We start from the raw sequence: 23,973 nt of genomic DNA on the forward strand, positions 1-23,973 counted from the left end.
AAGAGGTCCGGCGGTGTCCTACTCTCCCACACCCTCCCGAGTGCAGTACCATCGGCGCAGTCAGCCTTAGCTTCCGGGTTCGGAATGTAACCGGGCGTTTCCCTGACGCTATAACCACCGTAACACTATTGACATACCAAAACCCACCCACCCAAACCCCAACAAGAGTTCAAGCACCAGGTCGTGGCCGTACGTCAAGAACCACAAAGCGGACGCGAAACATCGTTAGAAGGACCAAACTCACACTTACTCATGCATAAATGATTATCAAGCCATCGGCTTATTAGTACCAGTCAGCTCCACACCTTACAGTGCTTCCACATCTGGCCTATCAACCCAGTAATCTCCTGGGAGCCTCACCACCACAAGGGTGACGGAAATCTCATCTCGAGGCCGGCTTCCCGCTTAGATGCTTTCAGCGGTTATCCATCCCGAACGTAGCCAACCAGCCATGCCCTTGGCAGAACAACTGGCACACCAGAGGTCCGTCCAACCCGGTCCTCTCGTACTAGGGTCAGATCCTCTCAAATTTCCAACGCGCGCAGAGGATAGGGACCGAACTGTCTCACGACGTTCTAAACCCAGCTCGCGTACCGCTTTAATGGGCGAACAGCCCAACCCTTGGGACCTACTCCAGCCCCAGGATGCGACGAGCCGACATCGAGGTGCCAAACCATGCCGTCGATATGGACTCTTGGGCAAGATCAGCCTGTTATCCCCGAGGTACCTTTTATCCGTTGAGCGACAGCGCTTCCACAAGCCACTGCCGGATCACTAGTCCCGACTTTCGTCCCTGCTCGACCTGTCAGTCTCACAGTCAAGCTCCCTTGTGCACTTACACTCGCCACCTGATTGCCAACCAGGTTGAGGGAACCTTTGGGCGCCTCCGTTACTCTTTAGGAGGCAACCGCCCCAGTTAAACTACCCACCAGGCACTGTCCCAGAACCCGATCAGGGTCCGTAGTTAGATATCCAATATGACCAGAGTGGTATTTCAACAATGACTCCACAAGAACTAGCGTCCCTGCTTCACAGTCTCCCACCTATCCTACACAAGCCACACCGAACACCAATACCAAGCTGTAGTAAAGGTCACGGGGTCTTTCCGTCCTTCTGCGCGTAACGAGCATCTTTACTCGTAATGCAATTTCGCCGAGTTCATGGTGGAGACAGCTGGGAAGTCGTTACGCCATTCGTGCAGGTCGGAACTTACCCGACAAGGAATTTCGCTACCTTAGGATGGTTATAGTTACCACCGCCGTTTACTGGGGCTTAAATTCAAAGCTTCACCCCGAAGGGTTGACCTCTCCTCTTAACCTTCCAGCACCGGGCAGGCGTCAGTCCGTATACATCCAATTGCTTGTTCGCACGGACCTGTGTTTTTAGTAAACAGTCGCTTCCCACTGGTCTCTGCGGCCACCACACCCTTTCCGGAGTAAATCCGTATAAGTGGATGGCCCCCCTTCTCCCGAAGTTACGGGGGCATTTTGCCGAGTTCCTTCACCATGATTCTCTCGATCTCCTTAGTATTCTCTACCTGACCACCTGTGTCGGTTTGGGGTACGGGCGGCTAAAACCTCGCGCCGATGCTTTTCTTGGCAGCATAGGATCACTGACTTCCCCTTACGGGTCCCCATCACATCTCACCCTCAAATGAACCGCGGATTTGCCTACGGTTCGGGCTACATGCTTAGCCCGGGACAACCATCGCCCGGGACCAGCTACCTTCCTGCGTCACACCTGTTAATACGCTCACCTCACCAATTCGGGTTCGTACACTCCGAAAGGAAATCACCCGAAGGATCAAACCCAACTTCACATACTTAGCACTCATGGATCAGCGTTTGACGGTTTTTCGCCGGTACGGGAATATCAACCCGTTGTCCATCGACTACGCCTGTCGGCCTCGCCTTAGGTCCCGACTTACCCAGGGCAGATTAGCTTGACCCTGGAACCCTTGGTCTTCCGGAGGACGGGTTTCTCGCCCGTCTTTCGCTACTCATGCCTGCATTCTCACTCGTGTGGGCTCCACGGCTGGATCACTCCGCCGCTTCACTGCCCACACGACGCTCTCCTACCCATCCAACGGACTGAACCACGAAGGCTTGTCTATACGCTGAATGCCGCAACTTCGGTGGCGTGCTTGAGCCCCGTTACATTGTCGGCGCGGAATCACTTGACCAGTGAGCTATTACGCACTCTTTCAAGGGTGGCTGCTTCTAAGCCAACCTCCTGGTTGTCACAGCAACTCCACATCCTTTTCCACTTAGCACGCGCTTTGGGACCTTAGTTGGCGATCTGGGTTGTTTCCCTCTCGACTATGAAGCTTATCCCCCACAGTCTCACTGCTGCGCTCTCACTTACCGGCATTCGGAGTTTAGCTGACGTCAGTAACCTTGTAGGGCCCATCGGCCATCCAGTAGCTCTACCTCCGGTAAGAAACACGCAACGCTGCACCTAAATGCATTTCGGAGAGAACCAGCTATCACGAAGTTTGATTGGCCTTTCACCCCTATCCACAGCTCATCCCCTCAGTTTTCAACCTAAGTGGGTTCGGTCCTCCACGACGTCTTACCGTCGCTTCAACCTGGCCATGGATAGATCACTTCGCTTCGGGTCTAGGACACGCGACTGAATCGCCCTATTCAGACTCGCTTTCGCTACGGCTTCCCCACACGGGTTAACCTCGCCACATGCCGCTAACTCGCAGGCTCATTCTTCAAAAGGCACGCTGTCACAGCAACAAGGCTGCTCCAACGGATTGTAAGCAAACGGTTTCAGGTACTATTTCACTCCCCTCCCGGGGTACTTTTCACCTTTCCCTCACGGTACTAGTCCGCTATCGGTCATCTGGAAGTATTTAGGCTTATCAGGTGGTCCTGACAGATTCACACGGGATTTCTCGGGCCCCGTGCTACTTGGGATACACACCACGCGGCCAAGCCATTTCGAGTACGGGATTCTCACCCTCTCCGATCAGCCATTCCAAGCTGTTCCTCTATAACTTGACGCTCACGTCGAAGACTCGGCAGAATCTCCAGGCATGTCCCACAACCCCGACCATGCAACCCCTGCCGGGTATCACACATGACCGGTTTAGCCTGATCCAGTTTCGCTCGCCACTACTCCCGGAATCACTATTGTTTTCTCTTCCTGTGGGTACTGAGATGTTTCACTTCCCCACGTTCCCTCTACCCGCCCTATATATTCAGGCGGGAGTCACCAGGCACGCACGCGCCCTGGCGGGGTTTCCCCATTCGGAAATCCTCGGATCACAGCTTGTTTATCAACTCCCCGAGGCTTATCGCAGATTACTACGTCCTTCTTCGGCTCCAGATGCCAAGGCATCCACCGTTTGCTCTTTAAAACTTGAAATCACATAAGTAAAGAGAATAAACACGCACACCACCCCGAAAGGCAATCCACGCGCTCAGACCTTATTTCATGAAACACATTGTGTTTCAAAGATGCTCGCGTCCACTGTGTAGTTCTCAACGTACGGTCGATCCCCCCACCATAAGCAACACGTCTCACAGCGAAGGGTCAGAAACCAAGCCCACCCACACCCCCAAAAGAGCACGAACGGTCTAGGCCTCCAGGACCCAATAATGTGCACAAAACGGACACCCACCACCATGACAGAGAGTTCCAACAAACCCGAAGACTTGCGTACTACCCCCACCACACCAGCAGACACCCTGTTGTCAAATGTTCCACCCATGAGCACCCAGCACCACACACTCGGTGATGATCTGGGCAATCTACGAAACCAAAGGTTCCGAGTGCTCCTTAGAAAGGAGGTGATCCAGCCGCACCTTCCGGTACGGCTACCTTGTTACGACTTAGTCCTAATCACCAGTCCCACCTTCGACGGCTCCCTCCACAAGGGTTAGGCCACCGGCTTCGGGTGTTACCGACTTTCATGACTTGACGGGCGGTGTGTACAAGGCCCGGGAACGTATTCACCGCAGCGTTGCTGATCTGCGATTACTAGCGACTCCGACTTCATGGGGTCGAGTTGCAGACCCCAATCCGAACTGAGACCGGCTTTTTGGGATTCGCTCCACCTCGCGGTATCGCAGCCCTTTGTACCGGCCATTGTAGCATGCGTGAAGCCCAAGACATAAGGGGCATGATGATTTGACGTCATCCCCACCTTCCTCCGTGTTGACCACGGCAGTATCCCATGAGTTCCCACCATAACGTGCTGGCAACATAGGACGAGGGTTGCGCTCGTTGCCGGACTTAACCGAACATCTCACGACACGAGCTGACGACAACCATGCACCACCTGTAAACGAGTGTCCAAAGAGTTGACCATTTCTGGCCCGTTCTCGAATATGTCAAGCCTTGGTAAGGTTCTTCGCGTTGCATCGAATTAATCCGCATGCTCCGCCGCTTGTGCGGGCCCCCGTCAATTCCTTTGAGTTTTAGCCTTGCGGCCGTACTCCCCAGGCGGGGAACTTAATGCGTTAGCTACGACACAGAACCCGTGGAACAGGCCCTACATCTAGTTCCCAACGTTTACGGCATGGACTACCAGGGTATCTAATCCTGTTCGCTCCCCATGCTTTCGCTCCTCAGCGTCAGTTACGGCCCAGAGATCTGCCTTCGCCATTGGTGTTCCTCCTGATATCTGCGCATTCCACCGCTACACCAGGAATTCCAATCTCCCCTACCGCACTCTAGCCTGCCCGTACCCACTGCAAGCCCGAGGTTGAGCCTCGGGTTTTCACAGCAGACGCGACAAGCCGCCTACGAGCTCTTTACGCCCAATAATTCCGGACAACGCTTGCACCCTACGTATTACCGCGGCTGCTGGCACGTAGTTAGCCGGTGCTTTTTCTGCAGGTACCGTCACTTGCGCTTCTTCCCTACTAAAAGAGGTTTACAACCCGAAGGCCGTCATCCCTCACGCGGCGTTGCTGCATCAGGCTTGCGCCCATTGTGCAATATTCCCCACTGCTGCCTCCCGTAGGAGTCTGGGCCGTGTCTCAGTCCCAGTGTGGCCGGTCACCCTCTCAGGCCGGCTACCCGTCGTCGCCTTGGTGAGCCATTACCTCACCAACTAGCTGATAGGCCGCGAGTCCATCCATCACCAATAAATCTTTCCAACAACTGACCATGCGGCCGCTGTTCATATCCAGTATTAGACGCCGTTTCCAGCGCTTATCCCAGAGTGATGGGCAGGTTACTCACGTGTTACTCACCCGTTCGCCACTCTTCCACCCAGCAAGCTGGGCTTCATCGTTCGACTTGCATGTGTTAAGCACGCCGCCAGCGTTCGTCCTGAGCCAGGATCAAACTCTCCGTAAAATACTGATGTCACAAACCAGCGGAATAAGCCAGCAAGCAACGAGTTTGACCTGACAAACAAAAACAAACCATCAACCAACCCCCAAAGGAGGCCAGTACTGACAATCCGAATTATTCATCCAAAAGAATCACACCACCGAAACCCATACAGGCCCCGATGACGGGATATAAAATTTGGCATTTGACAATTAAGTGCACACTATTGAGTTCTCAAGGACCAGACACCCCCCGTAACGACCCGCAGGCCCTCCGAAGAGCAACTTTCCTAACTTACCACACCCAAATCATCCCTGCAAATCGATGAACCAGCGAACCAGTAACGATCAACAATGATTTCCCACGCCCGAAGACCCGAGACCACACAAGGTGGTGAGAGAGGTGGTGAGCGCATTATGTCGACCGGGCCGCTTCCGCGTCCCGCATCGTCGCGCTGACAAGGGATTACATTACGCGGGTTGGCCCCTCAGCCGCAAACCCTGCAGTAATTCCGGGCGTGTCTCCGCATGATTCCGCCAATCCAGAGAAATCTGGTCGGAGTTCACCACCCGAGTCCGGAACTAGTCGTCCACGATTCCAGCGAGAGTTTTTTTTCCTCGGCGAAGTATCGCGAAGCGTCCATGCAGCAGATCACTTGCCTGCAGAGCCTGGTCCTCTGACGTCACGGCAACGTTGTTGACGTAGACGCCGCCTTGGGAGATCGCCCGCCGGGCCTCGCTCGAGCTTGTCACCAGCCCAGAGTCGATGAGCAACTGAGCGATGCCTGATCCACCCGTACCTCGTGCGCTGGGGAGCTCCGCGATAGCTGCTTGCAGCGTGCCCGCGTCAAGCGAAGAGAGTTCACCTCTTCCGAAGAGCGCCTCGGAGGCATCGATTGCAGCTTGAGTCGCCGCGGTGCCGTGCACCAGAGTGGTGACCTCGAGCGCCAATCGTTTCTGCGCCGCACGCCGGAACGGTTCATCCGACACCAGCCGTTCAAGCTCCTCGATTTCGGTGCGCGTGAGGAAGGTGAAGACCCTCAGCCTGTCGATCACGTCTGCGTCGGCCTGGTTAAGCCAGAACTGGTAGAACCGGTACGGTGAGCACATTTCTGGGTCGAGCCAGATCGCATTCCCCTCGCTCTTCCCGAACTTCGTGCCGTCTGAATTCGTGATCAGCGGCGTTCCGATCGCGTGAGCGGAGGCACCTTCGACCTTCCGAATCAGATCGGTGCCGCTGGTGAGGTTGCCCCACTGATCGCTGCCCCCGGTCTGGAGCACGCACTCGTACTGCCGAAATAATTCCAGAAAGTCAAAGCCCTGCAACACCTGGTAGCTGAATTCGGTGTAACTGATGCCGGCCTCGCTGTTGAGTCGCGCCGCCACCGCGTCCTTCTTGAGCATCGTGCCCACTCGGAAGTGCTTCCCCACTTCACGCAGAAAATCGATCGCGGAAAGAGGCGCCGTCCAATCGAGGTTGTTCACGAGTCGCACCGCGTTCTCGCCCTCCCCGGAGAGGAATCTACTGACTTGACCCTGCAACCGCGTCACCCACTCGGCAACGGTGTCACGGCTATTCAGCGTGCGCTCGGCTGTGGGCCTGGGGTCTCCGATGAGCCCGGTAGATCCACCCACGAGCCCGAGCGGCCTATGCCCCGCGAGTTGCAAACGGCGCAACAGCAGCAGCTGAACCAGGTTTCCGAGGTGCAGGCTCGGTGCCGTCGGATCAAACCCGCAGTAGTACGTGATGGGTGTGCCCGCGAGGAGTTCGGCGAGCGCATGCTCGTCTGTCGAGACGTGGATCAGGCCGCGCCATTGGAGCTCCTCCCACAGGGTCGCGAAACTCTCATCGTTTCGCTGGGAAGCAAGGATCTCGGTGCGTTCACTCGTTGCTGACACGCCTGTCATCGTATCGCGCCTCGGAATCAGTTCTGCTCGCTACGCGTCGACTGCACGGAACTCGGCAATTCGCTCGGAGAGGAGCGCGAGTTGCTCGTCGACGCGCGCACGAGCGGTACCCCCCACCCCGACCCTGGAGTTGACGGATCCCTCGATCGTGAGGACCTCGCGCACATCTGGTGTGAGGTGCGGTGATACCGCCGCCAGTTCCTCGTCGCTTGGCTCATGCAACTCGATGCCACGATCCTCGCAATACCTCACCAATTCGCCGGAGATTTCGTGTGCATCGCGGAAGATCACGCCCTGCTTGACGAGCCACTCAGCGACATCGGTTGCGAGCGAGAATCCCTGCGGTGCAAGGTCGGCCATCCGATCCACATCGAAGCGCATCGTTGCGACCATGCCGGTGAACGCTGGCAGGAGCACCTCGAGCTGATTCACAGAGTCGAAGACCGGCTCCTTGTCTTCCTGCAAGTCGCGGTTGTAGGCGAGCGGCAGGCCCTTGAGTGTCGCGAGCAGCCCGGTGAGATTTCCGATGAGCCGCCCCGACTTCCCGCGTGCCAACTCGGCGATATCAGGGTTCTTCTTCTGCGGCATGATCGAGGACCCGGTCGAGTAGCCATCGTGCAGACGCACGAAGCCGAACTCTTTGGTGTTCCAGAGGATGATCTCCTCGCTCAGCCGCGAGAGGTCAATGCCGATCTGGGCGCAAATGAACGCGAACTCGGCCACCACATCGCGCGCGGCTGTGCCGTCAATCGAGTTTTCGAGGGGATCGCCCAGTCCGAGCTCGGTCGCAATCAGCCGTGGATCGAGGCCCAGCGAACTCCCCGCGAGCGCGCCACCGCCATATGGCGAGCGACGCGCACGCACCGCCCAGTCGCGCAGACGCTCGAGGTCGCGCACGATCGGCCACGCGTGCGCGGCGAGCTGATGGGCGAGCAGCACTGGCTGCGCGTGCTGCAGGTGCGTGCGACCCGGCAGAATGGCTGCGGGATGAGCGAGCGCCTGAGACAGGATGGCCTGGGCCAAGTCAAGGAGCTGCCGACGGATGACCGCGGCATGGTCGAGCAGGTAGAGCCGGACCAAGGTAGCAATCTGGTCGTTCCGGCTACGTCCCGCGCGAAGCTTGCCACCGAGTTGCACTCCGGTGATCTCGATGAGCCCGCGTTCAAGCGCGGAGTGCACATCTTCGTCGTCGTGCGCAGGCACGAACCTGCCATCAGCAACGCGCGCGGCGAGTTCATCAAGCGCCTCACGCATGGCCACAAGCTCAGCGTCGTCAAGGTAACCGGCCGACGCGAGCGCCGCAGCGTGCGCTTTCGAACCACGAATGTCGTACGGTGCAAGCACCCAGTCGAACTGAGTGGACTTGCTCAGGAGCTGCAATTCCGGCGAGGGACCGCTTTCAAACCGGCCGCCCCACAGCGCTCCGGCCTCCGCCGCTCGGTTTTCAGTCTCGCTCATTTGCTCTCCTTCAACAACCAGGCCATCAAAGCTTTCTGCGCGTGCAGTCGGTTTTCCGCTTCGTCCCACACCACGCTCTGCGGGCCATCAATGACTTCCGCAGCTACCTCGAACTCGCGGTAGGCCGGCAGACAGTGCAGAAAGATCGCGTCGGACTTCGCGTGCGCCATGAGCGTCGGATCCACTCGATACCTACCGAAGATTTCAATGCGCCCCGCCTTCTCGGCCTCTTGACCCATCGATACCCAGGTGTCAGTAATCACCGCATCAGCACCGCTTACCGCAGCCACCGGATCGGTGGTTACCGTGACGCTGCCCCCGGTCTCTGCTGCGATGCGCTCGGCATCGGCGACAATCTCGGCGCGGGGCAGAAAGCCCTCTGGCCCAGCGACACGAATGTGCATGCCGGCGGTCGCGAAACCCAGCAGGTAGGAGTGCCCCATGTTGTTCCCTGCGTCGCCGACGTATGCCGCGGTCAAACCTGCAAGCTCCCCCCTGCGCTCTCGAATCGTCTGGAGGTCGGCGAGTATCTGGCAGGGATGAAAATCGTCGGAGAGGGAGTTGATTACCGGCACGGTCGCGCTTGCCGCCATCTCTTCAAGCCCTGCGTGGGCGAATGTGCGCCAAACGATGAGATCCACCATGCGTGACAGAACCCGCGAGGTGTCGGAAATCGATTCCTTGGCACCGAGTTGGGCCTCGCCCGGATTCACGATGATCGCGTTGCCGCCCAGCTCTGCGATTCCTGCGGCGAAGCTGAAGCGGGTGCGGGTTGAGGTCTTGTCAAAGAAGACGGCGGCCGATCTTGGCCCCTCAAGCGGACGCTCGGCGAATGGATCGAGCTTCAGCCGGGCCGCGAGGTCGAGAACCTCACGTTGCTCGGCAGGCGTCAGATCGTCATCACGCAGAAAGTGTCTCGTCACCCGCCTAGTCTAACGAGGACGGGGTGGGGCGTACGCCCCACCCCGTCCTCCACAGCGAATTGCTGTCGCGACTACTTCGCGAGCTGCTGCTTCAGCCGTGAGGCCGAGCGCGCGCGGGTGTTCGCGTCGAGATCCACCTTGCGGATCCGCACAACCTCGGGAGTCACCTCGACGCACTCGTCTTCGCGAGCGAATTCTAGGCATTCCTCGAGGGTGAGCTGACGCGGCGGAGTCATCGATTCGAAGCTGTCGGAGCTCGCCGCACGCATGTTGGTGAGCTTCTTCTCCTTCGTGATGTTGACGTCCATGTCTTCGTTGCGCGAGTTCTCGCCGATGACCATGCCCTCGTACACCTCTTGCGTGGGCTGCACGAAGAATGACATGCGCTCCTGCAGGTTGATAAGCGAGAAGGGCGTGACGACGCCCGAGCGGTCAGCCACGATCGACCCATTGTTGCGAGTGACGATCGGGCCAGCCCACTCGTCGTAGCCGTGCGAGATCGCGTTGGCGATGCCGGTACCACGGGTCGTGGTCATGAACTCGGAGCGGAACCCGATCAGACCACGCGAGGGAACGATGAATTCCATGCGCACCCAGCCGGTGCCGTGGTTCGTCATATTCTCCATGCGACCCTTTCGCGCGGCGAGCAGCTGCGTGATTGCCCCGAGGTGCTCCTCGGGGGTGTCGATGGTGAGGTGCTCGTAGGGCTCGTGTACCTTCCCGTTGACCTCTTTGGTGACCACCTGGGGCTTGCCAACGGTGAGCTCGAAGCCCTCTCGACGCATGTTCTCGACGAGGATCGCGAGCGCGAGTTCGCCACGACCCTGCACCTCCCACGCGTCCGGGCGTCCCACGTCGAGCACGCGCAACGAAACGTTACCGATGAGCTCGCGATCGAGACGGTCCTTGATCATGCGGGCGGTGAGCTTGTGGCCCTTTACCTTACCGACGAGCGGCGAGGTGTTGGCTCCAATCGTCATAGAGATGGCGGGCTCGTCAACCGAAATGGTCGGGAGCGGGCGTACATCTTCAGCGTCACAGATCGTCTCACCGATGGTGATGTTCTCGATGCCCGCGATGGCCACGATGTCGCCGGGGCCAGCCTTCTCAGCGGGGAAGCGCGTCAGCGCCTTGGTGAGCATCATCTCGGTGATGCGAACGTTCTGCACCGTGCCATCCTGCTTCACCCACGCGACGGTCTCGCCCTTGTGGATCCAGCCATTGTGCACGCGCAGCAGCGCGATACGGCCAAGGAACGGCGAGGAGTCGAGGTTCGTGACGAGCGCCTGCAACGGGTGCTCATCGTCGAAACTCGGAGCGGGAACCCGCTCGAGGATGGTCTGAAAGAGTGGCTCGAGATCCGGGTTGTCGGGAAGTTCACCGTTGCCTGGACGGTTGTGGCTCGCGGCCCCGGCGCGACCCGAGAGGTACACGGTGGGAACATCCAGCACTGCGTCCACATCGATTTCGGGGTGATCTTCGGAGAGATCCGAGGCAAGACCCAGCAGGAGATCCTGCGCCTCGACCACAACCTCTTCAATGCGCGCATCGGGCCGGTCGGTCTTGTTGACCGCGAGGATCACGGGGAGCTTGGCCTCAAGTGCCTTACGCAGCACGAATCGGGTCTGCGGCAGCGGCCCCTCGGACGCATCGACGAGCAACACCACGCCGTCGACCATCGAGAGCGCGCGTTCGACCTCGCCACCAAAGTCGGCGTGACCCGGAGTATCAACGACATTGATAATGATGGGCCCGTTCTTCGCGTGGGCACCAACGTAGGTGATGGCCGTGTTCTTAGCCAGAATCGTGATGCCCTTTTCGCGCTCGAGATCATTCGAGTCCATAACCCGATCGTCCATCTCGGAGTGTGCGTCAAAGGAGTTCGTCTGACGCAGCATGGCGTCGACGAGGGTCGTCTTGCCATGGTCGACGTGAGCGACGATGGCAACGTTGCGGAGGTCTTCGCGAGTGGCGAGAGCCATAGAGGTAGTTCCTAACGAACGAAATACGAAATGCCGGCGGCGCGGATGCCAGGCGCGACACGATGGGCCGAGCGCAAGAAAGCCGACACACTATTCTAACGGATCAGTCTGTGGGGTCACCAAGCCGGGTTCGCGAGGCGAGTCCGGCGATCGCCTCGAGCACGCAGAGAGCCGCGAGTCGCACAGTCCGACCGTCTGCGGAGTCCGCTTGAACGTCCACCTCAGCGATGTCGATGCCGCGCACCCGATCGTCCGCGGCGAACAAGCGGGCGAAGCGTCGCAACTCGTGCGCTTGCAGCCCACCAGGCAACGAGGCGGGGCACCCCGGGGCGACCGAGCGATCGCAGACATCGACATCAAGGTCGACGTGGATCGCGCCGCCCCCCGCCCCCGCAATCTCGAGCGCCTCCGCAACCACTGCGCTGATCGGCCGATCGTGCAGTTCGTCTCGATGCACCACCGTGATTCCGAGATCCTTCGCGCGCTCACGGTAAGCCCGGGAGTTGGCAAAATCCGCGATGCCGACCTGCACGATGCGATGCGGATCAAGCCCGGCCTCGATCAGGCGCCGCACCGGCGAGCCATTACTTCGCCCCTCGCGCAGATCGTGGTGTGCGTCGAGCGTCACGAGTCCGGCGGTGCGGAGCCCGGCAACTCCCCCGGACACCCCAATGGCCGCGGGCACGGTCAGCGCGTTATCGCCCCCGAGCGCAATCACGAGCCGAGCATGCGTGGCGAGTACCGTCACAGCTTCGGTGGCATCCTTTTCGCCGGCAACGGAGTCGGGCCCCGTGAGATCCCCGGCATCGACGATACGCAGCACCTCGTCGAGCACGAGTTCGCGCTCTGCACCGCGAGCCCCGGGCGATGCCGGATCCACCAGGTGGCTTGAATAGCGGCGCAACGCACGCCGCACCGCAGCGGGAGTCTCGTGCGCCTGTGACGGCGAGAGCGAGGTGCGCGACGTGGGAATGCCGACGAGCGCGAGGTCGACTTGCTCGCCCGGACGCGGCGGGGGCCATCCTCCGGTGCGCGGCCACAGCGGATCATGCGAAAGGTCTGACGACTTGATGTTCATGGGCTCCCGCCTGATTGTCTCCCAGCGGTGCCCTCCCCGCAAGACCGACTCTGCTCGCGCAGGGGACAGAAAATGTCGGCCTGCTTCGGCTTTCCAGCACCTCCACCCCATTCTTCACGGCTGCCGGCCCGACCTCGAGGACCCACGACGGCGAGCGTCTGGTATTCCAGACAAATGAGACTCATTCGGGGTGCCCTCCGGGCCGCAGGTGCGCTGGAATCATGGAATGGACGCACGCTCAGACCACACGATTGCCCTCGGTGAGGGCACGCTCACCATCGGCGATGTCGTCGCCGTCGCGCGCGAGGATGCCCCGGTGACACTCGACCCCAGCGCGCTGGAGCGGATCGCCGAGAGTCGCCGCATGATCGATGAACTCGCACGCGACACGCGCCCGCACTACGGCGTCTCGACGGGATTCGGGGCACTTGCCAAGGTGCAGATCCCATCGGAAAACCGGGCACAGCTCCAACGCAGCCTGATCCGCTCGCACGCCGCTGGCACCGGCCCGGAGGTGGAGCGTGAGGTGGTGCGCGCACTGATGCTTCTCCGTCTGAACACCCTCGTAACCGGGCGGACAGGCGTGCGCCCCGTTGTCGCAGAAACGTACGCGGCCATCCTCAACGCAGGCATCACTCCGGTGGTGCACGAGTATGGCTCACTCGGCTGCTCGGGCGACCTCAGTCCCCTCGCGCACTGCGCGCTCACACTTATCGGCGAGGGGATGGTGCGCATGGGTGCAGATCGTTCCGCCGCCCCCGAGCCAGCGGCGGCGGCACTTGAGCGTGCCGGGATCACCCCGGTGGTGCTCAGAGAAAAAGAAGGACTCGCCCTCATCAACGGCACCGACGGGATGCTGGGTATGTTGTGCCTGGCGCTGCACGACCTGAGCTCGCTGCTGAAGATCGCCGACCTCGCTGCAGCGGCGAGCGTCGAGGCGCTCATGGGTTCGGACGCGGTGTTCGCGCCCGAGCTACAGGCGCTGCGTCCGCACCACGGTCAGGCCGTGGCCGCCGCGAACATCGCCCGGGTACTCGTCGAGTCGGGCCTGATCCAGCGCCCGCACGAGGGCGAGTTCACCCGCGTGCAAGACTCCTATTCGCTGCGCTGCGCCCCGCAGGTGCACGGCGCGGTGCGAGACACGGCGGCGCACGCCGCCATGGTGGCCGAGATCGAACTGCGATCCGCGATCGACAACCCGGTTGTGCTGCCCGATGGCCGGGTCGAGTCGAACGGCAACTTCCACGGCGCCCCCGTCGGGTACGTGCTCGACTTCTTGGCAATCGCGGTGGCGGATCTCGCGAGCATCTCGGAGCGCCGCACCGACCGTTTTCTCGACGTGTCGCGCAGCCACGGGCTGCCGCCGTTTCTCGCAGCCAACCCCGGCCTCGACTCGGGCCTCATGATCGCGCAATACACGGCGGCTGGCATCGTGAGCGAACTGAAGCGCCTCGCTGCACCGGCTTCGGTGGACTCAATTCCTTCGTCGGCCATGCAGGAGGACCACGTCTCGATGGGCTGGCACGCCGGGCGAAAGTTGAGGCGCTCTCTCGACGGGCTCAGCCGCGTGCTCGGTATCGAGCTGCTCGCCTCGACGCGCGCGCTCGATTTTCGAGCTGCGGACGGCGCAGGCACGCCCGCTCCCGCAACCTCCGCGATCCACCGGTTGTTTCGCACACGCATTCCCGCGCCTGCGACCGACACCTTTCTGTCTCCACTCATCGATGCTGCGCACCACTTCGTGGTGTCCGGTGCCGTGCTAGAAGCCGCGGAGGCTGCGCTCGCTGAGCCGCTGGAATGAGCAGCGATCGAGGTGCCTCACAAGGGACAGGGTTCAGCTCAGTCGGATATCTCACTCCAGTCGGGCCAAAGAGGGCCCAGCCCTCCGACGCAACTGACATATCCGACCTCGGTGGCCTCGCGATAGGCTGCCGCTGTGAGTCAGCCAAAGGTGCCCGCAGCGGATCAGACGCTGCGAATCCTGTCCCTCCTGGCCGGGGCGCGGGGACCACTGCCCGCGAGCATGATCGCGACGCAGCTGGGGCTGCCCCGATCCACCGTGTACCACCTGCTCGACACACTGCAGGAGCACGGCTTCGTCATGCACGTGCCGGAGGAGCACCGGTACGGGCTTGGGATCGCGGCTTTCGAGCTGAGCTCGGCGTACTCCCGGCAGGAACCGCTTACCCGGATCGGTCGTCCGCTGCTGACCGCCCTGGTTGATCGCGTGCACGTCAGCGGCCACCTGGCTGTGCCCCACGGCCGCGACGTGCTCTACGTCGTCGAGGAACGCGCCCAAGGTGCCCCAGCCCTGGTCACCGGTGTCAACGTGCGGCTGCCCATGCACTTGACGGCGAGTGGCCGGGCGATCCTTGCGGCACTCCCGCGCGCGCAGGTGCGGGCGCTCTACCCCGACCGTGACGCTTTTGTGCATCGGCATGACAACAGCGATGCGATCAACGCCGCCAGGCCGATCGACGGAGATCACGAGATCGACATCGACCGCTACTCGAGGCTGCGTGCGGTGCTCGATGCCACGACCACACGCGGATTCGCCCTTGAACGCGGATCCGTCACGCCGGGCTTCTCTTCTGTCGCAATGCCCGTGAATGATCACCGCGGATGGCCGGTCGCCGCGGTCGCGGTGACGTTTCGCGACGACGAGGCGACAGCGGATCGCCTCGCCGAGCTCGCCTCGCACGTGCGCGTGGCGGCCGAGACGCTCTCGACGCGTATCTACGGCCGCGCCGCGCACTAAAAGGCACCCGAGGCATCTGCAGGACAGCCTGTACAAGCTGCGCGGCCCCCTATCGGACGCGGATGCCGGCCCTCCACACGGCCGAGGTCAGCGGAACACCGGGGCGATAGGCGAGGTGCGTTACCGAGGGGGCTTCCAGCAGCTGAAGATCAGCACGGGCACCTGGGCGGATCATCCCCACCGCGGGCTGCTTGGCGCCCCGGGGATCGATCCAGCCCGTCTCGTGCATGCTGAGCGCCCTGGCCCCGCCCAGTGTCGCGGCACGCACCGCTTCTGCCACGGTCAGCCCCATCTGCAGCACTGCGGTGGCCACACAGAACCCCATCGAGGTGGTGAAGGAGGTGCCGGGGTTGCAGTTGGAGGCAATCGCCACCACCGCGCCCGCATCGATCAGTTGCCGCGCCGGGGCGAGTGGCATGCGCGTTGACAGGTCGCAGGCCGGCAGCACCGTCGCAACCGTGCCGCGACGCCCATCTCCCCACGACTGTGCCAGCGCGTCAACGTCGGCACCAGAAAGAAAGCCCACGTGGTCAACGCTGAGCGATCCGTACTCGACCGCGAGCCGCACCCCCGGGCCGTGTCCCAACTGGTTCCCGTGCACGCGGGTTGCGAGGCCGGCGTCGGCCGCGGATTCGAGCACTCGTCTGGCGGCGGTCTCGTCGAACGCGCCGGCCTCGCAGAACACATCGACCGCGCTCACGTGTGGTGCCACGGCTGCGAGCATCGGCCCGGTTACAAGCTCGAGATAGGTCTGCGGATCCACTCCCGTCGGCACCACGTGTGCACCGAGGAACGTGACGGCGTCAGCGTGTTTCGCTGCGATGCGGGCCGACCGAAGCTCGTCCTGGGTGGTGAGACCGTAGCCGGTCTTCGTCTCGATGATCGTGGTGCCACCGCTTCGGGCCTCTGCGATCAGTCGAGTGAGATTCGCCTCAAGCTCTGTGTCGCTTGCCAGTCGAGTCGCCTCCACTGTGCGGTTGATGCCTCCCGCGGCATACGTCTCCCCTGCCATGCGGGCCTCAAACTCAGCGGTGCGATCGCCGGCGAAGACCATGTGCGTGTGCGAATCAACCCAACCGGGCAAGACCGCGCGCCCCGCCGCGTCGAAACGCGTGTCGGCGGCCGGCGCGTCGGACGCGAGTCCAACCCAGACCACAACATCGCCCTCGATGACCACTGCGGCATCGGAAATCCGCCCGTTGGCACTCGCCTCGGCACCCGCACCAGCACCGGAACCGGAACCGGAACGGAAACCGGACCCGAGCCGTTCGTCGTTGGTCGTGAGCTCGCCGATGTTGTCGATCAGCAGCGTGTGACTCATGCGGCTCTCCCTCGGCACAGTGGTGGCGGGCTACAGGGCCCGGTCGGTATTGCGGATCACGGGTTCCATCGGCACTCGCACGCCTCGTTCGCGCGCAACCTCCGCCGCGCGCTCATACCCAGCATCAACGTGCCGGATCACGCCCATGCCCGGGTCGTTCGTCAAGAGGCGCTGCAGCTTCTGGGCGGCGAGCGCCGTGCCGTCGGCGACCGACACCTGCCCGGAGTGCACGGAGCGACCAATTCCGACTCCACCACCGTGGTGCAGCGACACCCAGGTGGCCCCCGACGAAGACGCAAGCAGGGCATTCAGTATCGGCCAATCGGCGATGGCATCCGAGCCATCAGCCATGGCCTCAGTCTCGCGGTACGGGGAGGCAACCGAACCGGAGTCGAGGTGATCGCGCCCGATCACGATGGGGGCGCTCAGCTTCCCCTCGGCAACGAGCTCGTTGAACCGCACCGCGGCCTTCGCGCGATCTCCGTACCCGAGCCAACAGATGCGGGCAGGCAGCCCCTCGAACTCGACCCGCTCTTGTGCCGCGCGGATCCACCTGTGCAGGTGCGCATCGCCCGGAAAAAGCTCGAGAATCGCCTCGTCGGTCACGCGGATGTCTTCGGGATCGCCCGAGAGCGCCGCCCAACGAAATGGACCCATGCCCTCGCAGAAGAGAGGCCGAATGTAGGCGGGCACGAAACCCGGGAATTCGAACGCACGGTCGTACCCGCCGAGCCTCGCCTCATCGCGGATCGAGTTACCGTAGTCGAAGACCTCGGCTCCCGCGTCTTGGAAACCGACCATCGCGGCGACCTGCGTCGCCATGGAGTGGCGGGCGGCGAGAGTGAATGCCTCGGGGTCTGCGTCGGCCCGGGCATGCCAGTCGGCAACGGAAACTCCCACCGGAAGGTACGACAGCGGATCGTGCGCGCTCGTCTGATCGGTGACCACATCGATCGTAACCTCGCCCGCCAGGTGTCGGCGGAGCACCTCGGGAAAGACCTCGGCAGCGTTGCCGACAAGCCCAACGGACCAGCCGCGCCGCTCTGCCTGGGCGCGCTGCACCGTCGCGAGTGCCTGGTCGAGGTCGGTCGCCATTTCGTCGAGATATCGCTTACCGTGTCGCCGCCGTAGACGTGTCTCGTCGACATCGACGATCAGGCATGCGCCGCCGTTGAGTGTCACCGCGAGCGGCTGCGCTCCCCCCATGCCGCCGCAGCCACCAGTGAGCGTGATCGTGCCCGCGAGGGTGCCCTCCGCCGCGCCATCCGGCTGCGCGGGGAGGCGACCTTGGGCGGCAAGCTTTCTCGCAACCGCGGCGAAGGTTTCGAACGTGCCCTGCAGGATGCCCTGAGTGCCAATGTAGATCCACGACCCCGCGGTCATCTGCCCGTACATCGTGAGCCCCTCGGCCTCGAGGCGGCGAAACTCCGGCCAGTTGGCCCAGTCACCCACGAGGTTCGAGTTCGCAATAAGCACGCGCGGTGCCCAAACGTGTGTGCGAAAGACCCCCACCGGCTTTCCCGATTGCACGAGGAGCGTCTCGTCATCCTCGAGGTCGCGCAGCGTGTCGATGATGGCCTCGAACGCCTCCCAGCTTCGCGCCGCTCGGCCGGTTCCGCCGTAGACCACCAGGTCGTCGGGCCGTTCGGCCACCTCGGGGTCGAGGTTATTCATGAGCATCCTCAGCGGAGCCTCGGTCTGCCAGCTCTTGGCCGAGATCTCGGTACCGCGTGGCGAACGGACGGGACGGGTGCCAGGAAGTGCCATGGGAGTGCCTTTCGAGAGATTTCGAGAGCAGATCGCTGGTTCCATCTCACCTCGCTGACCCGCGCAAGGCAACGCGCGCGGAGCCACCCTTGTCCGGGATTCCAGACGCGGCTACCCGAAGTTCTTGCGCACCTCGAGGTACCGTCGTGCGGGAACGGCCTTGAAATGTCCCACCACCTCTGAGAACGGCACCAGCACGATCTCGTCGCCCCGAAGCGCGGCAAGCATGCCCCACTGCCCTGCATCGATTGCATCAGCGCCAGCGAACCCCGTGCGGGTGGCGAGCACCCGGTCAAACGCTGTGGGAGAGCCGCCCCGTTGCACGTACCCCAGCACGGTCGCCCGGGTCTCGATGTTCGTTCGCTCTTCAATCAGCGGCGCGAGCACCTCGGCGATACCGCCCAGGCGGGGCCGCCCGAAGCGGTCGACCCCCGGGTTTGTCACCGCCTCCGCCATCCCATCAAGGCGGAAGCCTTCGGCGACGACCACCAGCGAGGACCGGCCGCGCTCCTGCACGCTCAGCACCCACTCGGCAATCTGCTCGAGCGACTCTGGATGCTCTGGGATGAGGGTGACCTGCGCCCCACCCGCCATGCCAGCGTGCAGGGCGATCCACCCGGCGTTGCGACCCATCACCTCAAGCACCATGCAGCGACGATGTGATTCGCCCGTGGTGCGCAAACGATCGATCGCCTCGGTAGCGGTCGAGACCGCGGTGTCAAATCCAAAGGAGTAGTCGGTACCCACGATGTCGTTGTCGATGGTCTTCGGGAGCCCGACAACGTGAATGCCCTGGTCATGCAACATCTTCGACACCCGATGTGTGCCGTCGCCGCCGATCAGTACGAACCCTTCGATTCCGTACTCGGCCATGCGCCCACGAATCATGTCGTAATCCCCGGGTACTCCAGCCCAAGAAGTGAACGGGCTCACCCGACTCGTGCCGAGCATCACACCCCCGTGAGGCGCGATCCCGCGAACCGCACTGCGGTCAAGGTTGATCCAGTCTCCCTCGAGAAAGCCACGCCACCCATCCATGAAGCCGATCATCTCGTGACCGAGCACCTCAACACCGCGCAGCACGACCCCGCGAATCGCAGCATTCATGCCCGGACTGTCGCCGCCACTGCAAAGCACACCGATTCTCATACGGGTCAGCCTAGTTGGCGCGGTTTACGCGGAGGGGTCGGCGCGGAAAACACCCGGGATCGCCTCGATCTCCCTCCTGGCACGCTGCCGCCGATACGCTGATCGCGTGACCGCAGAAAGCCCAACGATGCCCCAGCCCTCGAACACTCGCCTGAAGTGGGAGATCGCCATCGTGCTCGCGCTCTCGTTCGGCGCGTCGGCGGTGTACGCGGTGGTTGCCATTGTCGAACGGGTGACCCGCGAGACTTCCCTCGCTTCCCAGACCGCGACGATCAATCGCGCGCTGTCAGAACGCCCGTGGTTCGACCTCGTCTACCAGCTGCTCGGCTTTACCTTCGGCCTCGCCCCGGTGGCGCTCGTCATCTTCCTCCTGTGGCGTGAACGGCGCCCACACCTGTCGCGTCTGGGGTTCGGTCGATCCACCGGGTTGAAACAAAGCTGGTGGATCACGGAGACCGGCGGAGGCGTGCTGCTTGCCGCCGCGATCGGCATTCCGGGTATCGGTTTCTACCTCGCCACGAAGGCGCTCGGTATCAACGTCACCGTGGTTCCGACGACCCTCGACACCGCATGGTGGACCGTGCCCGTGCTGGTGCTCGCCGCGCTGCGAGCGGCCCTGGGTGAGGAATTCATCGTGGTCGCCTACTTGTTCGATCGGCTGCGTCGACTCGGGCTGGGCACGACCACCATCATCGTGGTGAGTGCCGTGCTCCGCGGGACCTACCACCTGTACCAGGGATTCGGAGGGTTTCTGGGCAACGTGATTATGGGACTCGTGTTCGGGTGGATCTACCGGCGCACCGGTCGCGTGCTCCCGCTCGTCGTCGCGCACTGGGTGCTCGATATCGTGAGCTTTGCCGGGTACCCACTGGCCCTGGCTTGGTGGCCCGAGTTGTTCGGAGTGGCTACTTAGGAGCCGCTACAGCGGCCTGATGCTCTCGACCATCGCGGCCGAGAGGCCCCAGATTTCGTCATACAGTTCGGGGGCTTCGGCGCAACGCTGTGCGGGCTTCAAGACCTCAAACGATGCGTCGCCTACCCGCGAAATGCCCCACTCTGACCGCATCGCCGCACACGATTCCGGAAGCGAGCTGATGAGGGCCGAGTTGAGTACCAAACGACTATCTGCGTCGATAACGTAGCTCGTTTGTCCGAATCTCGTGCTGAGGTCGGCGGTAATTCCCCAGAAGGGCACGTCAAGCACCATCGTTGGCCCGACCTCAACCTGAGGCGGTTGATCATCTGCCGTTTCCGAGGGCTCAGGATCTGTCGAGGGCGACGGTGAGGCGGACGGCGTGGAGCCTGTCGTGGGTGTCTCGGTCGCCGTCGGTGCCGCGGTCGGTGTGGGCTCTGTTCCGCCCCCCAGCGCGTTCACGATGAAGATGGATGCGACCAGGGCGATGGCCACTCCTGCACCCACGATGATCCAGGGCAACATTTTTTTCCCCCCGGTGCCCCCCGTCACAGCGATCTTCTCGTACTCGTCGCTAGCGGGAGTACTTGCATCAGTGGCAGCCAGCAGGCCAAAGATCGAGGACTCGTCTGCCTGCGGAAGCGGAGCTGTGGGCGGGACCGACGAAGCCGGTACCACGGGCAACTCCGGCGCAGGCCGACTCGCCGCAGGCACTGGGGTCTGTGCGAATACTGGGATCGCGGGGGCGATCGGCTCCGCGGGTCGTGTGTCTGCGCTCTTTGGGGTCGGCATGTCGGCCTGTGAGAGTGGTTGCGTTGGTGGCTGAGGGTCGTTCATCGCCGCCGGCTGTGCCGAGCGCGCCGGCGTTCCGGCTGGCGGCAGCAAGAGCGGTGTCACGCCCGAGTCGGGTGACGAGGCCCGCTTCGGCTCAGGAAGCACCAGTGGCACAGGGTCAGCATCGGCCGCCTGTCGACGGCGCAAGCCGATCAACTCGTCGAAGCTGAGACCGGCTTGCTGGCCACCAACCGGTGCGGCAGGCCGAGCCGATTCACCGGGCTTCGAGGTCGCGGGGGGTTCGCCCGAAGTCGCTGGCTCAATTGGGTTGCTCTGCTGCTGAGGTTCGGGGTCGCCTTTGCTCGCCGACTCTAAGAACGCGCGCAGTTCCTCGTCATTCACCCTTTCAGACTACCGGGGAACAGCCTGTGGACGCGGCCGGGCGAGCTACACGAGCTCGGTAACTGCACCATTCTCTACGTGCCAACGCCGATCGAGCCTCACCGTGTGCAGCATTCGACGGTCGTGCGTGACCAGCAGCAGTGCACCCTTGTAGGTCTCTAGGGCCTGTTCGAGTTGCTCGATCGCCGGCAGGTCCAGATGGTTCGTGGGCTCGTCGAGAACGAGAACGTTGACGCCTCGGGCCTGCAAGAGCGCGAGACCGGTTCGCGTGCGCTCCCCCGGCGAAAGCTCACTCGCGGCGCGCGTCACGTGGTCGGCTTTCAACCCAAATTTCGCGAGCAGCGTTCGCACCTCGGCGGCTGACATCTCGGGCACGAGCGACTCGAATGTCTCAACGAGTGGGAAAGATCCCGCGAACAGGGAGCGGGCCTGATCCACTTCGCCGATCGCCACCGAGGTGCCGAGCGATGCGGAGCCGGAATCGGGAATCTGTCGCCCGAGAAGCACCCGCAGGAGCGTCGACTTGCCCGCACCGTTCGGGCCGGTGATCCCGATCCGCTCGCCGGCATTCAACTGCAGCGAGACCGGCCCGAGCGTGAACGCCCCCTGTTGGATCACGGCATCGTTCAGCGTCGCGACCACCGCGCTCGATCGCGGGGCTGTGCCGATCGTAAACTCAAGCTGCCATTCCTTACGCGGTTCCTCGACCTCCTCGAGGCGCCTGATCCGGCTCTCCATCTGACGCACTTTCTGCGCCTGCTTTTCGCTGGACTCGGTAGACGCTTTTCGCCGGATCTTGTCGTTATCAGGTGCCTTTTTCATGGCGTTTCGCACGCCCTGGCTCGACCACTCTCGTTGCATGCGCGCACGAGCCACGAGATCGGCTTTCTTCGCAGCGAAACCTTCGTAGTCATCCCGCTTATGCTGTCGGGCGATCTCGCGCTCCTCGAGATACGAATCGTAGCCGCCACCGAACACACGATTGCTGTGCTGCGCGAGATCGAGTTCGAGCACGCGGGTCACACACCGGGCAAGGAACTCGCGATCGTGGCTCACGAGCACGACGCCGCCTCGCAAACCCTGAACGAAGTTCTCGAGTCGTTCTAGACCGTCAAGGTCGAGATCGTTGGTGGGCTCATCGAGCAGCACGATATCAAATCGTGAGAGAAGAAGAGCAGCGAGCCCGACGCGCGCAGCCTGCCCGCCAGATAGCGAAGTCATGAGCGACTCCGGAGAGAGTCCGCTCACACCGTCCAGTGTCGCGGAACCTACGCCTGCAGCAGGCCTGTTCAATACCAGGCCCAGCTCTGCGAGTATCGCGGGCAACCGCTCTTCAAGATCTGCGGCTCCGCTCGCAAGCCAGCGATCAAGCGCGGCTGCATACACGTCGCCTGGGTCGGGGGTGCCTGGCGGCTGTGGCTCAAGATTTCCGAGCGCCTCGGCGGCCGCGTCCATCTCGCTCGTGGCACGCGCGCAACCCGTTCTCCGAGCGATATAGCCCGCGATCGTTTCCCCGGCGACTCGCTCGTGCTCCTGCGGGAGAAACCCCACAAACGCGTCGCTCGGTGCCAGACTCACCGTTCCCGCCTGCGGTTCGACCTCACCGGCGAGTATGCGTAGGAGCGTCGACTTTCCCGCACCGTTTACCCCCACCACTCCGATGACATCGCCCGGAGCAACCGTGAGGTTGAGACCGTCAAACAGGGTGCGGTGTGCGTAGCCACCAGCTAAGCCATGGGCTACGAGCGTTCCGGTCATCAGCCCAGCTTATTCAGTCCTGGAGAGGCGGGTGAACGGTCCCCCGAACGCTCACCTGAAGCCGGCGCCACTCAACGCTGTGCGAATGCCAGAATGTGCACGCGACTCTCTGGGGTGGCGGCACACTAGAGAACCTTCTTCACCACACTAGATTTCAATTGCATCTGACCGAACCCGGGTACCTTCGCATCAATGTCGTGATCTCCCACGCCGTCGGAGATCAACCGAATGCCGCGCACCTTGGTTCCGACCTTGACGACCCCGCCGCCTGCACCCTTGATCTTGAGGTCTTTCGTGATGGTGACGGTGTCACCGTCGGTGAGGACGTTGCCCACCGAGTCCCTGACAGCCGCCTCAGTCCCGACGGCCTCCGCTTCTTCAGCGGGAGCCCACTCATGCCCACACATGGGGCACACCAGCAACGAACTCTGCGTATAGGTATAGGATTCACCACACTCTGGGCACGGCGGCAGTGTGTCAGACATTGAGTT

Annotated in this window: 14 protein-coding genes and 3 rRNA genes; 3 read left to right on the plus strand and 14 right to left on the minus strand. The window is 62.2% G+C overall.

What is annotated here, in order from left to right; translation table 11 throughout:
- Nucleotides 1-5 precede the first annotated feature (5 nt).
- The 8 genes from rrf to ACR0R4_RS11310 all read right to left on the minus strand — a co-directional run bounded on the left by rrf (nt 6) and on the right by ACR0R4_RS11310 (nt 12,640).
- Nucleotides 6-122: ribosomal RNA gene (rrf, locus tag ACR0R4_RS11275) — 5S ribosomal RNA — on the minus strand.
- Between the two features lie 141 nt (nt 123-263).
- Nucleotides 264-3,375, minus strand: a 23S ribosomal RNA gene (locus tag ACR0R4_RS11280).
- 418 nt (nt 3,376-3,793) lie between these two features.
- Nucleotides 3,794-5,316 (minus strand): 16S ribosomal RNA (locus ACR0R4_RS11285).
- Together the 16S, 23S and 5S rRNA genes form the textbook arrangement of a ribosomal RNA operon.
- A 557-nt stretch (nt 5,317-5,873) precedes the next feature.
- Nucleotides 5,874-7,199: a tyrosine--tRNA ligase gene (gene tyrS, locus ACR0R4_RS11290; protein ID WP_433647552.1), complete on the minus strand. Its 1,326-nt coding sequence runs from the start codon at nt 7,197-7,199 to the stop codon at nt 5,874-5,876.
- A 30-nt stretch (nt 7,200-7,229) separates the two neighbouring features.
- Complete coding sequence (gene argH, locus ACR0R4_RS11295) at nt 7,230-8,657, minus strand: argininosuccinate lyase (protein ID WP_433647553.1); 1,428 nt, start codon at nt 8,655-8,657, stop codon at nt 7,230-7,232.
- Nucleotides 8,654-9,580 carry an ornithine carbamoyltransferase gene (gene argF, locus ACR0R4_RS11300; RefSeq protein WP_433647554.1) on the minus strand — a complete coding sequence of 309 codons (927 nt, stop codon included), beginning with the start codon at nt 9,578-9,580 and terminating at the stop codon, nt 8,654-8,656. Before argF ends, argH begins: the two co-directional genes overlap by 4 nt.
- A gap of 71 nt (nt 9,581-9,651) precedes the next feature.
- Nucleotides 9,652-11,562 (minus strand): translational GTPase TypA, encoded by a 1,911-nt coding sequence (typA, locus tag ACR0R4_RS11305; RefSeq protein WP_433647555.1) that lies wholly within the window; start codon nt 11,560-11,562, stop codon nt 9,652-9,654.
- Nucleotides 11,563-11,665: 103 nt separating this feature from the next.
- The gene (locus ACR0R4_RS11310; RefSeq protein WP_433647556.1) at nt 11,666-12,640 is read right to left on the minus strand and encodes an agmatinase family protein; all 975 of its coding nucleotides are present in this window, start codon (nt 12,638-12,640) and stop codon (nt 11,666-11,668) included.
- Nucleotides 12,641-12,866: 226 nt separating this feature from the next.
- On the opposite strand from ACR0R4_RS11310, the gene hutH reads away from it, so the two are divergent.
- Together hutH and ACR0R4_RS11320 are read left to right on the plus strand one after the other, a co-directional pair.
- Entirely contained in the window at nt 12,867-14,441 is a 1,575-nt protein-coding gene (gene hutH, locus ACR0R4_RS11315) for a histidine ammonia-lyase (protein ID WP_433647557.1), read from the plus strand.
- Between the two features lie 135 nt (nt 14,442-14,576).
- On the plus strand, nt 14,577-15,398 hold the full coding sequence (locus tag ACR0R4_RS11320; RefSeq protein ID WP_433647558.1) for an IclR family transcriptional regulator: 822 nt from the start codon (nt 14,577-14,579) through the stop codon (nt 15,396-15,398).
- Between the two features lie 49 nt (nt 15,399-15,447).
- On the opposite strand, the gene ACR0R4_RS11325 is transcribed toward ACR0R4_RS11320, so the two are convergent.
- From ACR0R4_RS11325 to ACR0R4_RS11335, 3 genes are all read right to left on the minus strand, one after another.
- Complete coding sequence (locus tag ACR0R4_RS11325) at nt 15,448-16,719, minus strand: amidohydrolase family protein (protein ID WP_433647559.1); 1,272 nt, start codon at nt 16,717-16,719, stop codon at nt 15,448-15,450.
- A 30-nt stretch (nt 16,720-16,749) separates the two neighbouring features.
- Nucleotides 16,750-18,486, minus strand: a complete 1,737-nt coding sequence (gene hutU / locus ACR0R4_RS11330) for a urocanate hydratase (RefSeq protein WP_433647560.1) — start codon at nt 18,484-18,486, stop codon at nt 16,750-16,752.
- 111 nt (nt 18,487-18,597) lie between these two features.
- Entirely contained in the window at nt 18,598-19,635 is a 1,038-nt protein-coding gene (locus ACR0R4_RS11335) for a 6-phosphofructokinase (RefSeq protein WP_433647561.1), read from the minus strand.
- A gap of 127 nt (nt 19,636-19,762) precedes the next feature.
- Here ACR0R4_RS11335 and ACR0R4_RS11340 point away from each other — a divergent pair, with 127 nt between their 5' ends.
- Nucleotides 19,763-20,548: a CPBP family intramembrane glutamic endopeptidase gene (locus ACR0R4_RS11340; protein WP_433647615.1), complete on the plus strand. Its 786-nt coding sequence runs from the start codon at nt 19,763-19,765 to the stop codon at nt 20,546-20,548.
- A gap of 6 nt (nt 20,549-20,554) precedes the next feature.
- On the opposite strand, the gene ACR0R4_RS11345 is transcribed toward ACR0R4_RS11340, so the two are convergent.
- The 3 genes from ACR0R4_RS11345 to ACR0R4_RS11355 form a co-directional block, all read right to left on the minus strand.
- Nucleotides 20,555-21,724, minus strand: a complete 1,170-nt coding sequence (locus ACR0R4_RS11345) for a hypothetical protein (RefSeq protein WP_433647562.1) — start codon at nt 21,722-21,724, stop codon at nt 20,555-20,557.
- 45 nt (nt 21,725-21,769) lie between these two features.
- Nucleotides 21,770-23,482, minus strand: a complete 1,713-nt coding sequence (locus ACR0R4_RS11350; RefSeq protein ID WP_433647563.1) for an ABC-F family ATP-binding cassette domain-containing protein — start codon at nt 23,480-23,482, stop codon at nt 21,770-21,772.
- A gap of 125 nt (nt 23,483-23,607) precedes the next feature.
- A complete protein-coding gene (locus ACR0R4_RS11355; RefSeq protein WP_433647564.1) occupies nt 23,608-23,967 on the minus strand; it encodes a zinc ribbon domain-containing protein YjdM in 360 nt (119 codons plus the stop codon).
- Nucleotides 23,968-23,973: the final 6 nt, after the last annotated feature.

The sequence above is a fragment of the Leucobacter fengyongliangi genome (assembly GCF_050971685.1).
GTDB lineage: Bacteria > Actinomycetota > Actinomycetes > Actinomycetales > Microbacteriaceae > Leucobacter.